12 protein-coding genes are annotated in these 13,036 nt (G+C 68.8%); 6 read left to right on the top strand and 6 right to left on the bottom strand.

Going from position 1 to position 13,036, the window contains the following annotated elements; all coding sequences use genetic code 11:
* Nucleotides 1–11: 11 nt before the first annotated feature.
* Nucleotides 12–1,073, bottom strand: a complete 1,062-nt coding sequence (gene hisG, locus CFB18_RS12280; RefSeq protein ID WP_159461738.1) for an ATP phosphoribosyltransferase — start codon at nt 1,071–1,073, stop codon at nt 12–14.
* A gap of 156 nt (nt 1,074–1,229) precedes the next feature.
* Here hisG and CFB18_RS12275 point away from each other — a divergent pair, with 156 nt between their 5' ends.
* Nucleotides 1,230–1,937 (top strand): Crp/Fnr family transcriptional regulator, encoded by a 708-nt coding sequence (locus tag CFB18_RS12275; RefSeq protein WP_088572091.1) that lies wholly within the window; start codon nt 1,230–1,232, stop codon nt 1,935–1,937.
* Between the two features lie 4 nt (nt 1,938–1,941).
* Here CFB18_RS12275 and tilS read toward each other — a convergent pair whose 3' ends face one another.
* Both tilS and CFB18_RS12265 read right to left on the bottom strand, forming a co-directional pair.
* Nucleotides 1,942–3,429, bottom strand: a complete 1,488-nt coding sequence (tilS, locus tag CFB18_RS12270; protein WP_159461737.1) for a tRNA lysidine(34) synthetase TilS — start codon at nt 3,427–3,429, stop codon at nt 1,942–1,944.
* Between the two features lie 58 nt (nt 3,430–3,487).
* Nucleotides 3,488–4,282, bottom strand: a complete 795-nt coding sequence (locus CFB18_RS12265) for an alpha/beta fold hydrolase (protein ID WP_088572089.1) — start codon at nt 4,280–4,282, stop codon at nt 3,488–3,490.
* Between the two features lie 284 nt (nt 4,283–4,566).
* Between CFB18_RS12265 and galK the strand changes: the two genes are divergently transcribed.
* Both galK and CFB18_RS12255 read left to right on the top strand, forming a co-directional pair.
* Nucleotides 4,567–5,739, top strand: a complete 1,173-nt coding sequence (gene galK, locus CFB18_RS12260) for a galactokinase (protein ID WP_088572088.1) — start codon at nt 4,567–4,569, stop codon at nt 5,737–5,739.
* Between the two features lie 8 nt (nt 5,740–5,747).
* On the top strand, nt 5,748–7,055 hold the full coding sequence (locus CFB18_RS12255) for an MFS transporter (RefSeq protein WP_159461736.1): 1,308 nt from the start codon (nt 5,748–5,750) through the stop codon (nt 7,053–7,055).
* A gap of 14 nt (nt 7,056–7,069) precedes the next feature.
* Here CFB18_RS12255 and CFB18_RS12250 read toward each other — a convergent pair whose 3' ends face one another.
* Nucleotides 7,070–7,405 carry a DUF4190 domain-containing protein gene (locus CFB18_RS12250; RefSeq protein WP_088572086.1) on the bottom strand — a complete coding sequence of 112 codons (336 nt, stop codon included), beginning with the start codon at nt 7,403–7,405 and terminating at the stop codon, nt 7,070–7,072.
* A 79-nt stretch (nt 7,406–7,484) separates the two neighbouring features.
* Between CFB18_RS12250 and CFB18_RS12245 the strand changes: the two genes are divergently transcribed.
* On the top strand, nt 7,485–7,805 hold the full coding sequence (locus tag CFB18_RS12245; protein ID WP_088572085.1) for a DUF4282 domain-containing protein: 321 nt from the start codon (nt 7,485–7,487) through the stop codon (nt 7,803–7,805).
* Nucleotides 7,806–7,867: 62 nt separating this feature from the next.
* Here the strand turns inward: CFB18_RS12245 and CFB18_RS12240 are convergent, their stop codons facing one another.
* Both CFB18_RS12240 and CFB18_RS12235 read right to left on the bottom strand, forming a co-directional pair.
* Nucleotides 7,868–9,034: a S1C family serine protease gene (locus tag CFB18_RS12240; RefSeq protein ID WP_088572084.1), complete on the bottom strand. Its 1,167-nt coding sequence runs from the start codon at nt 9,032–9,034 to the stop codon at nt 7,868–7,870.
* 100 nt (nt 9,035–9,134) lie between these two features.
* Nucleotides 9,135–9,707, bottom strand: a complete 573-nt coding sequence (locus CFB18_RS12235) for a hypothetical protein (RefSeq protein ID WP_088572083.1) — start codon at nt 9,705–9,707, stop codon at nt 9,135–9,137.
* Between the two features lie 204 nt (nt 9,708–9,911).
* Between CFB18_RS12235 and hutU the strand changes: the two genes are divergently transcribed.
* Complete coding sequence (hutU, locus tag CFB18_RS12230; RefSeq protein WP_088572082.1) at nt 9,912–11,573, top strand: urocanate hydratase; 1,662 nt, start codon at nt 9,912–9,914, stop codon at nt 11,571–11,573.
* 35 nt (nt 11,574–11,608) lie between these two features.
* The gene (gene hutI, locus CFB18_RS12225) at nt 11,609–12,931 is read left to right on the top strand and encodes an imidazolonepropionase (protein ID WP_200808208.1); all 1,323 of its coding nucleotides are present in this window, start codon (nt 11,609–11,611) and stop codon (nt 12,929–12,931) included.
* Nucleotides 12,932–13,036: the final 105 nt, after the last annotated feature.

Raw genomic sequence — 13,036 nt, 5'->3', positions numbered from 1 at the left:
GTGTGCGGGTTTTAAGAGGGAGAGGCCTCCTCGGCCTCGCGCAGCTGGTCCAGCACCCGCTGCCAGCGGGGGGGTTCTTCCTCGAAGATGTAGGTCACCGGGGCCACCACCACGCCGCTGCCGCCGATGGCCCGCAGTTGCCGGATGGCCTCGTTCAGGCGGTCCTTGCGCACGATGATGTGGATGGCGAACCAGCCGGGGTCCTCCTCGCGGACGTAGACGCGGGAGATGGTGGGGCCCTGGAGGCCGCCCAGATCCGTCTGGGTGAACAGGCGGCGGGCGATGGCCTCGGCGGACTCCCCGCGCATGTTGGCGAAGAGCATGTAGTGGCCTTCCGCCCGCAGGTGGGCCTCGAAGAACTCCACCAGCTGCCGCGCCACGGCCAGGACCTCCGGCCGGGTCCGCAGGGCTTTGCGGTTGGCGATCAGGCAGGCCTGGGCATGGAGGATGATGCCGTCCCGCAGGGGCTTCAGGCGGTTGTCGTGGAGCGTGGTCCCGGTGGTGGTGAGGTCAGCGATCAGGTCCGCGTAGCCGATGCTGGGGGCGACCTCCAGGGTGCCCTCGGAGACCACCAGCTGGAAGGCGGGGATCCCATGCTCCTGCAGGAAGCGGCCCACCAGATGGGGGAAGCGGGTGGCGATGCGCAAGGGATGGCCCTCCCGGGCCCGGGATTGGGCGAGGGCAGCCAGCTCCTCCATCGTCTCCACCGGCCAGGATTCGGGCACCGCCAGGACCAGGTCGCAGTGGCCGTAATGGAGGGCCTCGTGGAGGATGAGGACATTGGGATCGTGATCCAGGCGCTCCATCACCACGTCATAGCCGGTGATGCCGAAGTCGACGCCGCCGTCCCGGACGCTCAAGGGGATGTCGCCGGCCCGCTGGAAGAGGACGGTGACGCCCGGCAGGGCGGGAATGCGAGCGACATACTGGCGGGGGTTGGTCTTCTCCACCGCCAGGCCACATGCGGCCAGGAAGGCCAGCGTGGGCTCCTCCAGTCGCCCCTTGCTGGGCAGCGCGATCCGGATCTCCCCGGGGCGCCGCGCGCCCGGTTGCCACAGGCCATGCGCCTGCAACGCGTGCCTCCTTGCAGACCACTGATTTTCCCCCATTTTATCGCAGGGGCAGCCCCCTGGATGGTCCCTGCCGGTGGTCAGATGTCGGCGTTTTCGTGTTCCTCCGCCTCCCGTTATACTGGGGAAGTCGGATGATTGGCCCCGGGGGATCGATGGATGGGTTCCCTGATCGAGATCCTGCAGAGGGTCTCTCTGTTCGCGGGCCTGGACGTAGACGCCTATCACGAGATCGGCCACTGGACGGAGGTGCTCTCCTTCCCGGCGGAGCGGTATATTTTCCATCAGGGTGATGAGGCCGACGCAGTTTGGATCGTGGCGGAGGGACGGGTTCGGATGTTGCGTCAGGCCTCCCCGGGCAAAGAAGTCATCCTGGAGCTCCTGGGCCCGGGGGAGGTATTTGGCGGGGCGACCCTTCTGTTGAGTCGTAACCCGGCCACGGCCCAGGCTGCCACTCCTGTCACTGTCCTTCGGATCCCCCGCGCCGCCTATCTGGAGCTCCTGGAGCGCTATCCCCGCGTGGCCGTCCGGTTGCTTCAGATGCTGGGTCAGCGCCTGGAGCGGGCCATGTCCATCCGGGCGCTGATCCTGGAGCGGGTGGAGAACCGCATCGCCTACGTGGTGCTGACCCTGGCGGAACGCGCGGGCCAACCCGAAGCGGAAGGCCTTCGGATCACCATCCCCCTCTCCCGGGAGGATATCGCCCGCATGGCGGGCACTACCCTGGAGACGGCCATCCGGATCCTGAGCCGCTGGACCCGGGCGGGGTGGATCCGCACGGAGCGGGGAGGATATATCCGGATCCGGGATTTGGACGCGCTGCGGGAGCTGGCTCACAGCGAGGGGGAAGCGCACGGCAATGGCTGAGCGGTCATCCTGTTGCCGCCCTTCGGATGGCGATCCGCCATACGCAGCGGGAATGCGGGCCGGGGCGGATGGAGGCCGCGGGCCGCACCCCCGCCACCCACAGGATCTCTTCCCGCTCGTTCACCAGCAGGGGCCAGCGATCCCGCCAGGCCTGCGGGATCTTCTGGTTGATCAGGAAGGTCTTCAGGCGGACCGGCCCGGGCATCCCCGCCGGGTGGAAGCGATCCCCCGGGCGCCGGGTCCGGAAGCGCAGCGACTCCCCCGCCTGCTCCGCATCCAGGTACAGGGTCCACAGATCCGCATGCTGCAGCCGGGCGGGATCCCATGCCGGAAGCTCCTCCCAGATCACCACCCACCGGCCGTCCGGCCAGAGCGTCTCCCCCGGCTGTAAGTGGAGAGCTCCCGACAGCAGCGGCAGGTCCGGCTCCGGCCAGAGGGCGCCCTCTCGAGCGAGGATGAGGGTTCCGTAGGCGACGGCGACCCGCAGGCCCTCCGGCCAGGTCAGCATCCCTCCGGTCATCTCCTCTTCCGCCATCCGGATCGCCTCCTCCACGTGCTCGAACCGCAGGTCCCGCAGGCGATGGGCCAGCCGGAAGGCGGCCTCCCGCAAGGCCATGCGCCGCAGGCTGAGGGGGAGCTCCCGCCAGCGCGCGAGATCGAAGACGATCCGCTCCGGCTCCTCGAGGGCCACGAAGGTGGGCCAGACCTGACGCAGGGTCTGCTCCAGGAACTCGTAGTCGGCGGCGAGGGCCTCCGCCATCCGCCACCAGGTCTCCCGCAGGCGGGGGTTGAGGCGCTCCAGGAACGGCAGCACCTCATGGCGTAGCCGGTTGCGGAAGAAAGTAAGGTCCAGGTTCGAGCGATCGAAACGGGGGGTCAGCCCCCGGGCTTGTAAGTAGGCCTCGATCTCGCTCCGCCAGACGCCGAGGAGCGGCCGCACCAGCCGGAGCCCCTCCGGGGGCCGACGAAGCAATCCGTGGTATTCCGTGAGGGGCATGCACGGGCGCATCCCCCGCAGCCCGGCCAGGCCGCTCCCACGCAGGAGATGCATCAGCACGGTCTCCACCTGATCATCCGCATGATGAGCCACGGCGATGGTCCGGCTGCCCACCTGAGCGGCCACCTCCGCCAGGAAGGTGTAGCGCGCCTGACGGGCGGCCTCTTCCAGGGAAAGGCCTTCCCGCTCCGCCAGGGCCCGGACCTCGAGGCGCTCGATGGTGTAAGGGAGCCCGCGCGCCGTCGCCTGCTCGGCCACGAACGCGGCGTCGGCGTCGGCCTCCGCTCCCCGCAGGCCGTGGTGGAGATGGGCGATGTGCAGGGCGATCCCCAGCTCGGGAGCCAGCGTGTGCAGCGCGTCCATCAGGCACAGGGAGTCCGGCCCCCCCGAGACCCCGACCACCACGGTCTCCCCGGGAGAGAAAAGGGAGAAGCGACGGGCGGCCTCCCGGACCGCCCGGAGCACCCGCGCGATGGCGCGCTTCTCTGCCGACACGATCTTCCCCCAAATGAGCGGATCCCGAACCATCGCCCCCAGGCAGGCCGTGCGGCCCTCACGGGAGTTGGCCCAGGAATGTCCGCACAGCCTCGTTGAAGGCTTCGGGGGCCTCGACGTTCGCGAGGTGGCCGGCCGAGGGGAGCACCACGAGCCGGGCGTGGGGGATGGCCTCCGCCATCTGGCGGGCCACCTCAGGCGGGGTCACCTCATCCTCCTCGCCGACGATCACCAGGGTGGGGACCTGGATCCGGGGGAGGAGCTCCGTTCGATCCGGGCGTTCGGCCATGGCCTGGAGGGCGCCGATGAGCCCGGCGGCTGGGTTGGTCATCATCTTGCGCCGCAGCATCTCCACCCGCTCCGGATGCTCCCGTCGGGTGGTGGCCCCCAGCAGACGGGGGAGGAAGGCCTCCACCGCGGCGGCTGTCCCCTCCTGGCGGATCCGTTCGATCAGCGCGTAACGGTTCGCCCGGGCCTCCGGTGTGTCCGCCTGATGTCGGGTATCCGCCAGGATGAGCCCGCGAACCCGCTCGGGGTAGGCGGCGTAAAAGGCAAAGGAGACGTATCCGCCCATGGAGAGCCCGGCCAGGACCACCCGATCGATCCCCAGGAGGTCCAGCAGCCCGCGCAGATCCTCCGCGTAGGTTTCCATGGTGTAAGGGCCTTCCGGAGTGCTGCTTCCCCCGAACCCGCGTAGATCCACGGCGATGGACCGGGCCACATCCCTCAGGGCCTCGACCTGCGGATCCCAGAGCCAGCGGCCCAGGGGGAACCCATGGATCCAGAGGACCGGAACCCCCTGGCCACGGAGGTCATACACCAGACGGACGCCCTGAACGGTGGCGAACGGCATCGCAGCCTCCCGATCCGGAGGATGGTTGCTGGATTCATTATAGGACAACCGGGTTGATCATCCGCGCGGTGTGCCTGGCCGGAGATCGGGGGCCTCCATTCCGTCAGGAGGCCCGTTGTCGGTGGTTCAGGGTTGAAGCCTCTCCTGCTTTCACCGCGGCCTCGCTGCCTCGAAGACAGAGAAGGGGCTTCCGTTGCGATCAGTTGCTCGATCCTTTCCATCGATGGAATCGGGCTACAATTCGAGGTTGGCGGGTTTTGCACGATCTCTCCGGAGCGGAAGCCATGTCCGATGCGCGGGCGCGAGCGGAGCACATCTTTCGGGCACGCTTTGGGGACGCACCCCTCCTGCGGGCCCGGGCGCCGGGGCGGGTCAACCTGATCGGCGAGCACACGGATTACAACGAGGGGTTCGTCCTCCCCATCGCCATCGATCGCGCGGTCTGGGTGGCCGCCCGCCTGCGGACGGATCGGGAGGTCCATCTGGTCGCGGCCGATTTCGGGGAGGAGGCCGTGTTCTCCTTGGACGGCTTGCGTCCGGGCGCTCTGCGGGGATGGGCAGCTTACCCGGCCGGCGTGGCCTGGGCGCTGGAAGGGGCCGGATATCGTCTGGTCGGGATGGATGCGGTGGTGGCAGGGGATGTGCCGATCGGGAGCGGCCTGAGCTCCTCGGCCGCCCTGGAGGTGGCTTTCGCTGTGGCCTGGGCGGCGCTGAGCGACCACGAGATCCCGCCTCTGGATCTGGCCCGCCTGTGCCAGCGGGCGGAGAACGAGTTTGTAGGGGTGCGTTGCGGGATCATGGACCAGATGGCCGCGCGGTTCGGCCGGCGGGGACATGCCCTGTGGATCGACTGCCGCTCCCTGGCGATCGAGTGGGTGCCGGTCCCGCCGGAGATGGTCGTGCTGGTAGCCGATAGCGGGGTGCGCCGGGCCCTGGCGGCCTCGGCCTACAACGAGCGTCGGGCGCAATGTGAGGAGGCGGTCCGACGGCTCCGGTCGCGGGATCCGGGGTTGCGGGCGTTGCGGGATCTCACCTCGGCGGCTCTGGAGGCGGCCCGGGCCGAGCTCCCGGAGGTGATCTACCGACGGGCTCGCCACGTGGTCACGGAGAACCAGCGGGTGCGGGAGGCGGTGGACGCGTTGCGGCGCGGGGATCTCCCGGCCTTCGGAGCGTTGCTCAACGCCTCTCACGACAGCCTGCGGGACGACTACGAGGTCAGCTCCCCGGAGCTGGACACCCTGGTGGAGGCGGCCCGGACGGTCCCCGGGGTGTATGGGGCGCGGTTGACGGGAGCCGGATTCGGGGGCAGCATCCTCACGGCTGTCCATCGGGACGCGGTGGCTGAGGCGGCGGAGGCGATGACCCGGGCCTACGCCGCCCGCTTCGGACGAGCGCCGACCCTGTTCCGGGTCGAGCCGGATGAGGGAGCACAGGTGGAGCAGATAGCGAACCCATGAGGCCGGCGATGTCGACCCGTCGGGCCCGGCATCCTTTCCGGGCGCTCCGCCACTGGAACTACCGGCTGTATTTCATCGGCCAGCTGATCTCCCTCAGCGGGACCTGGATGCAAACCATCGCCCAGAACTGGCTGGTCTACCGGCTCACCGGGTCGCCGGCCGGGCTGGGCATCATGAACGGCCTTTCGATCCTGCCCCTCTTCCCCCTGGCGCTGTTCGGCGGCAGCCTGGCCGATCGCTTCCCACGGCGCTGGGTCATCCTGATCACCCAGTCGCTGATGATGTTCCAGGCCTTCCTGCTGGCCTGGCTCACCTGGAGCGGTTATGTCCAGGTCTGGCACGTGTGGGGGATGGCCATGCTGCTGGCGGCCTTTCAGATGCTGGACGTGCCCGCCCGCCAGGCCTTCGTGGTGGAGATGGTGGGGGAAGAGGACCTGGGCAACGCGATCGCCCTGAACTCCTCCCTGTTCAACTTCGCGCGGATCATCGGCCCTTCCCTGGCCGGTCTGGTGGTGGCCACGCTGGGGGAGGCCATGGCCTTCTTCCTCAACGGCGTTTCGTTCCTTGCGGTGATCGCCGGCCTGCTGGCCATGCGATTGCCCGGCTCAACGGCCCGGCGCGTCCGCGCGGGCTCCGCTTCGGATCCCCTGGCCGGGCTGGCTCGCATCCGAGCGGATGCCACGTTGTGGGGCTTGGTGAGCATGGTGGGAGTATCTGCCTTCCTCTCCATGCCCTACACGGTTCTCCTCCCCGTATTCGCCCGTACCTCGCTCTGGGGCAGCGCGGCACCGGTGGTCGGGCACCTCTGCGGATGGGTTGCCGAGAGCCGGTGGGGCGAGGTGCTTCTGTCGTGCGCGCAGCCGGAGGCGGTGGCCTACGGCCTGATGATGGGCGCGGTAGGGATCGGCGCGGTGGCCGGGGCGCTGCTCGCCGCCGCCTATGGGGATACGGGACGCCGGGGGCGGATGCTCACCTGGGGGAACCTGGGCTTCCCGCTGGCGCTGCTGGGGTTTTCCCTTTCCCGTTCTTTCCCCCTGGCGCTGGCGTTCCTGATCCTGAGCGGGATGGCCTTCGTCTGGCAGAACGCCCTGGCCAACACCCTGATCCAGGTGAACGTGGAGGACGCGGTGCGGGGACGGGTGATGGGGGTGTATACCCTGGCTTTCCAGATGATGATGCGGCTGGGCGGGTTACAGGCGGGCCTGATGGCCAGCGCCCTGGGCGCCCCGGCGGCCGTGGCCCTGGGGGCCGCGGCCAGCCTGGGCTACATGCTCTGGGCGCACCGCCGCTACCCGCAGATCCGATCGCTTCCTTAAAGAGGGTTCGGATCTTAACGGGAAGTGAGGATCCCACCTATAAGGGCAGAGCAGAACCCCAGCCCGATGGTGCTGCCCAGGATCAGCAGGGCACAGATCGTCCCGATCACGCTCAGGGCCAGCCCCACCCACCCGATGATCACGCCGGCCTCGGCCAGCCCCTCGCCGGTGAGGTCCCCGCCGCTGCGGGCGATCTCCCCCTTCGCTTGGTTGCCGAAGATGATCCCGAGGATGGAACCGATGAGGGGGAGCACGCCCACCAGGCCAAGGAGGCTCAGGATCAGGCTAGCGATCGCCTTCCCACTGGTTTTCGATGCCGCCGGAGAAGGAGGAATCGCAGGCGCTTCCATTGTTCCCCCTTTTTAAGGGGCAGTATAATGTCGAATCGTTCGGGGGACAAGACGATCCTTGAGACGATGGAGGTCCTCTATGAACTGGGAAGACTTCCTCACCTTCCGCCGGATGATCACGCCCTATCTCATCCAGGCGCTGTTCTGGATCGGTGTCGCCATCAGCATCTTGGCGGGCTGCGCCATCCTGTTCGGCGGGATCACCGGAGCGGGGATCGCCGGCCGTCGGGATGGAGCCGGGGCGATCCTGGGCGCCCTCTGCCTAAGCCCCCTGGTGGTCCTCCTGGGGATCCTGCTCTCCAGAATCTACGCGGAGCTGCTCATCGTGACCTTCCGGATCAGCGAGACCCTGACGGACATCAAGGAGCTGCTGGAGCGCCAGCGCCCAACCGGGGCGTAAGCGATCCTCGGGCCGACGGGGAGGGCCGATGATGCCCTCCCCGCCTGTGTCTTCCGGAAGGGTCATGAGGAAGGCCGCGGGGCAAGGCGGACCCGAACCTCGCGCGTCTGGCCGTCCCGCAGGATGGAGAGGGTGATCTCATCCCCGGGCCGGTAATGTTCCTCCAGTTCGGCGATGAGATCCTCCATGCTGGAGATGGGGCGGCCGTCGATGGCGACGATGAGGTCGCCTCCGGCGGGAATGGATTCCCCGAGGACGGGGATCGGGCGGCTCCCCCCGCGCAGGCCAGCCCGGGCTGCAGGGCCTCGGGGGTCCACCTCCAGGATAAGGGCCCCCCGCTCGGCCGGCAGCCCCAGCTCCTTCGCCACCAGCGGCGTCACCGAATAGCCGGAGATCCCCAGCCAGGGATGCTCATAACGGCCCCGGGCGATCAGCTCCGGGACGATGCGCCGCACCGTGTTCACCGGGATGGCGAAGCCCACCCCCGAGGAGACCCCTGTCTGGGAGAAGATCATCGTGTTCACGCCGATCACCCGGCCCTGGCTGTCCAGCAGCGGGCCGCCGGAGTTCCCCGGGTTGATCGGCGCGTCGGTCTGGATCATATTCGGGATGCTGAACACGCGGGATCCCGGCCGGATGACCCGACCGACGGCGCTGACAATCCCCACGGTCATCGTCCCCTCCAGCCCGAAGGGGTTACCGATAGCGATGGCCAGCTGCCCCGGGTGCACAGCCCCCGAATCCCCCAAGGCCACGGGATGAAGCCGCTCCGACGGCACCTCCACCTGAAGCACCGCCAGATCGCTGTCCGGGTCCGTGCCGATCACCCGGGCAAGGACCTCCGTCCCATCTGCGAAGGTGACGATGACGGTCCCCCCGCCTTCCACCACGTGATGGTTGGTGACGATGTGTCCATCTCGATCGTAGACGAAGCCCGAACCGGTGCTTTCCTCCCGGAGGGCGCCCTGGCCGCTTCGAACGCGGATGTGGACTACCGAAGGGTTCACCTGTTGATAGATCGCCTTCAGCTGCTGCTCCAGGGCGGCGACGGCCTCCCCGGCTCCGGCGGCCAGGGCCACAGGCACCGGCGCAGCGATCCCCGGGGTGGGCGGGATGGAGGTCGAAAGGGCGGGACCGGGCGCTGGAGCGGCGGATCGCATCCCCTGACAGGCGACCAGCAGGCTCAGAAACCCCATACCAGCCCATCGAAGCCATTTCGGAAACCTCATCCTGCCCTCCTGTCCGGTTGGTCAATGGAGTCCCTGAAAAAAGCGTGGAGGGGATGCGGCCGGCGCATCCCCTCCGGGGTGGGATCGACGCACGAGATCCTCAGGCGGAGCGGCCCAGGATCCCGAAGCGCGGTCGGGAGAAGCCGGTGCCGCCCGGCGCGGGAGTGGGCGTGGCCGGCCCTTTCGGAGCCCACCACCACCCGCCGCGGCCCCGGAAGCCCCAGAAGCCGCGGAAGCCCCACCATCCGGCGCCCGGGCCCCAGTAGCCGCGATCCAGCCCCTGCAGCAGCCAGTCCGCCTGCTCGCGGGTCAGGCGGCCGTCCCGGACGGCCTGCTCGATGGCGTCACGGATGGCCTGCACGCACGCCTGGTTCACCGCATCGCGGACCTTCTGGAGGTCCACGCCGGCTTTATCCGCGAGCTCGGCCAGGGTGCGGCCACCCCAGAGCTGGGTGGAGAGCTCCTCAGGGGTCATGTTGAGGGCTTTGGCGGCGGCCTCCAGCCCGGCCTGCCCGCAGAGGCCCCGGCCGAACCAGCCGCCGGGGTGGCCGACGAATCCGCTCAGGGGGGCGGCGGCGCGGGCCGCCTGCGCCCGCCCGACGATCCCGAACCCCAGCGCCCCGACCAGCAGGGCCAGCAGGAAAAGCGGGACGAACAGCCATCGCTTGCTCATGGGATCACACCTCCGGTTGCGCATGGTTTGGGCTCCATAGGAGTCCCGGTTGTCCATCGACATCCTACCCGCCCACCGTTATCCACGGATTATGAGCCTGTTAACAGGTCTTAATCCCTGGGCCGTTCGCAGCCGGGCCCCCGGTTGCCGGATCCACGCATCTGCGCTACACCAGGAGGTGCCAGCCTGAGTCAGGAGGTCCCCATGTCTGCGAGCGGGACGGCCCCGGTGATCCGTGCGCCCCGGGGAAGCACGTTAACCTGCAAGAACTGGCAGATCGAAGCGGCCTACCGGATGATCCAGAACAACCTGGATCCGGAGGTGGCCGCTGATCCGGCGAACCTGATCGTCTACGGCGGCCGCGGCAAGGCCGCCCGCAACTGGGAATGCTTCTACGCCATCCTGGAAGCCCTCCGCAATCTGGAGCCCGACGAAACCCTTCTGGTGCAGTCCGGCAAGCCGGTCGCCATCTTCCGCACCCACGAGCTGGCCCCCCGCGTCCTGATCGCCAACAGCAACTTGGTCCCCCACTGGGCCACCTGGGAGGTCTTCGACGAGCTGGAGCGCAAGGGCCTGATCATGTTCGGCCAGATGACGGCCGGGGCCTGGATCTACATCGGCACCCAGGGGATCCTCCAGGGGACCTATGAGACGCTGGCGGCCTGCGCCCGGACTCATTTCGGGGGCAGCCTTAAGGGGAGGTGGGTGTTGACGGCGGGCTTGGGGGAGATGGGCGGCGCCCAGCCCCTGGCCATCACGATGAACGAAGGGGTGGGCCTGATCGTGGAGGTGGACCCGCGTCGGGCGCGGCGGCGCCTGGAGCACGGGTTCCTCGATGAGATCGTGGAGGATCTGGAGGAGGCCCTGCGGCGGGTGGAACGCTACCGGAAGGCGGGGCAGGCCCGTTCCATTGGGTTGTTGGGCAACGCCGCTGAGGTCTTCCCCGAGCTTGCCCGCCGGGGCATCATCCCGGACGTGGTGACCGATCAGACTCCCGCCCACGATCCATTGATGTATGTCCCCCGTGGGCTCTCCGTGTGGGAGGCAGAGGAGCTGCGGGCGAAAGATCCCCAAACCTACGTCCGGCGGGCCAGGGAGAGCATGGCGGTCCACGTGGAGGCCATGCTCGCCTTCCATCGGGCGGGGGCGGTGGTGTTCGATTACGGCAACAACCTGCGCCAGCAGGCTTACGAGATGGGGGTGAAGGACGCCTTCGCCTATCCGGGGTTCGTGCAGGCTTACATCCGGCCGCTGTTCTGCGAGGGGAAGGGTCCCTTCCGCTGGGTCGCCCTCTCCGGGGACGCCGAGGACATCTATCGGACGGATCAGGCCATCCTGGAGCTGTTCCCCGAGAACGAAAGCCTGCGCCGCTGGATCACCATGGCGCAGAAGCGGGTGCGGTTCCAGGGGCTGCCTGCCCGGATCTGCTGGCTGGGCTACGGGGAGCGCGACCGGGCCGGGCTCTACTTCAACGAGCTGGTGCGTAAAGGGGAGCTGAGCGCGCCGATCGTCATCGGGCGGGATCACCTGGACGCGGGCTCGGTGGCCAGCCCCAATCGGGAGACCGAGGGGATGAAGGACGGCTCGGACGCCATCAGCGACTGGCCGATCCTCAATGCCCTGCTCAACGCCGTGGCCGGCGCCACGTGGGTGGCCTTCCACCACGGCGGCGGCGTCGGCATCGGCTACAGCCAGCACGCGGGGATGGTGGTGGTGGCCGACGGCACAAAGGAGGCAGAGTGGCGCCTGGAGCGGGTGCTGCGAACGGATCCGGGCCTGGGGGTGGTGCGCCACGCGGACGCCGGCTACGAGAAAGCCATCGAAGTCGCCCGCCGGCATGGGATCAAGATGCCGATGCTGAAATGAGTCGGCGCGACCGTACTTCGTCGAGGAGGGATCCCGTGAATGTTGATCTGTTGATCCGTCACGCTGCCCAGGTGGTCACCCCGCGGGGGCGCGGGCCCCTGCGCGGGGCGGCCATGGGGCTCCTCACCGTGATCCCCGACGGCGCTGTGGCCATCCGGGAAGGCCGCATCGTGGCGGTGGGGCCCACCCGGGAGATCGAGGCCCAGATCACCGAGGCCGCGGAGATCCTCGAGGCCCGGGGCCGGGCGGTGGTCCCGGGCCTCGTTGATCCCCATACCCACCTCATCTGGGCGGGGGATCGGGCCGCGGAGTTCGAGCAGCGCCTGAAAGGGGCCACCTACCTGGAGATCCTGCAGGCGGGAGGAGGGATCCTCGCCACCGTGCGGGCCACGCGGGCCGCCTCCCCCGAGCAGCTGATGGCGGAGACCCGCGCCCGGATGGACCGGATGCTGCTCCACGGCACAACCACCGCGGAGGCGAAGACCGGATACGGCCTGGAGTGGGAAACCGAGCGTCGTCTGCTGGACCTCCTTCATCGATTGAACGCGGCGCATCCTCTGGATCTGGTGCCCACGTTCATGGGAGCCCATGCCATACCGGCGGAATACCAGGAGGATCCCTCCGCCTACGTGGCCGTGCTGATCGAGGAGATGCTCCCCACCGTCGCGGCCTGGCGGTTTGCCCACCACGGGCTCTGGTGTCCGCCCTGGGAGGATGGGCGGGCGGCCTGGTTCTGTGACGTGTTCTGCGAGCGAGGGGCCTTCGATCCGGAGCAGACCCGGCGCATCTTGGAGGCCGCGAAGGACCTGGGGTTCGGCCTCAAGGTGCACGCCGATGAGTTCGAGCCCCCGTTGGGAGCGGTGCCCCTGGCGGTGGCCCTGAGAGCGGTCAGCGTCGATCACCTGGTGAGCACGCCGCCGGAGCACCTGGAGCAGCTGGCCCGCTCGGAGACCATCGGGGTGATGCTCCCGGGGACTTCCTTCGGGCTGGGGAGCACACGGTATGCCCCGGCTCGTCGGCTGATCGACGCCGGGGGCGCCCTGGCCCTGGCTACAGACCTCAACCCCGGGACCTCTTGGTGCGAATCGTTGCCGATGATGATGGCCCTGGCGACCCGCTATATGGGCCTCAGCCCGGCGGAGGCCCTGACCGCCGTCACCCTCAACGCGGCCTGCGCCGTCGGGCTGGGCCATGAGATCGGGAGCCTGGAGCCGGGGAAGGCGGCAGACCTCGTGATCCTGGAGGCACCGGATTACCGGCATCTGGCCTACCGGTATGGCGTCAGCCTGGTCCACACGGTGATCAAACGCGGGCGCGTGGTGGTGCAGGACGGCGTCCTCCGCATCCCGGAGAAGTAAACCAGAAAGAGCTGCAGCGTGGGCTGCTCCCGGAGCGCGGTTCCCCTATCCCAGGATGTCATCCACGCTGAGCTCCAGGTCGGGCAGGGTGGTGGGGCGCACGGT

This window comes from Thermoflexus hugenholtzii JAD2 (genome assembly GCF_900187885.1).
In the GTDB taxonomy this organism is placed as follows: Bacteria; Chloroflexota; Anaerolineae; order Thermoflexales; family Thermoflexaceae; genus Thermoflexus; species Thermoflexus hugenholtzii.
Note: the sequence above shows the minus strand (reverse complement) of the source record. Positions and strands in the feature narration are given on the sequence as shown.

What these genes read in the sequence shown, in the direction of transcription:
- hutU (WP_088572082.1), top strand. Translation starts at nt 9,912, where the DNA reads ATGTCTGCGAGCGGGACGGCCCCGGTGATCCGTGCGCCCCGGGGAAGC.
- CFB18_RS12275 (WP_088572091.1), top strand. Translation starts at nt 1,230, where the DNA reads ATGGGTTCCCTGATCGAGATCCTGCAGAGGGTCTCTCTGTTCGCGGGC.
- CFB18_RS12265 (WP_088572089.1), bottom strand. Translation starts at nt 4,282, where the DNA reads ATGCCGTTCGCCACCGTTCAGGGCGTCCGTCTGGTGTATGACCTCCGT.
- galK (WP_088572088.1), top strand. Translation starts at nt 4,567, where the DNA reads ATGTCCGATGCGCGGGCGCGAGCGGAGCACATCTTTCGGGCACGCTTT.
- CFB18_RS12235 (WP_088572083.1), bottom strand. Translation starts at nt 9,707, where the DNA reads ATGAGCAAGCGATGGCTGTTCGTCCCGCTTTTCCTGCTGGCCCTGCTG.
- CFB18_RS12245 (WP_088572085.1), top strand. Translation starts at nt 7,485, where the DNA reads ATGAACTGGGAAGACTTCCTCACCTTCCGCCGGATGATCACGCCCTAT.
- CFB18_RS12250 (WP_088572086.1), bottom strand. Translation starts at nt 7,405, where the DNA reads ATGGAAGCGCCTGCGATTCCTCCTTCTCCGGCGGCATCGAAAACCAGT.
- CFB18_RS12255 (WP_159461736.1), top strand. Translation starts at nt 5,748, where the DNA reads ATGTCGACCCGTCGGGCCCGGCATCCTTTCCGGGCGCTCCGCCACTGG.
- CFB18_RS12240 (WP_088572084.1), bottom strand. Translation starts at nt 9,034, where the DNA reads ATGAGGTTTCCGAAATGGCTTCGATGGGCTGGTATGGGGTTTCTGAGC.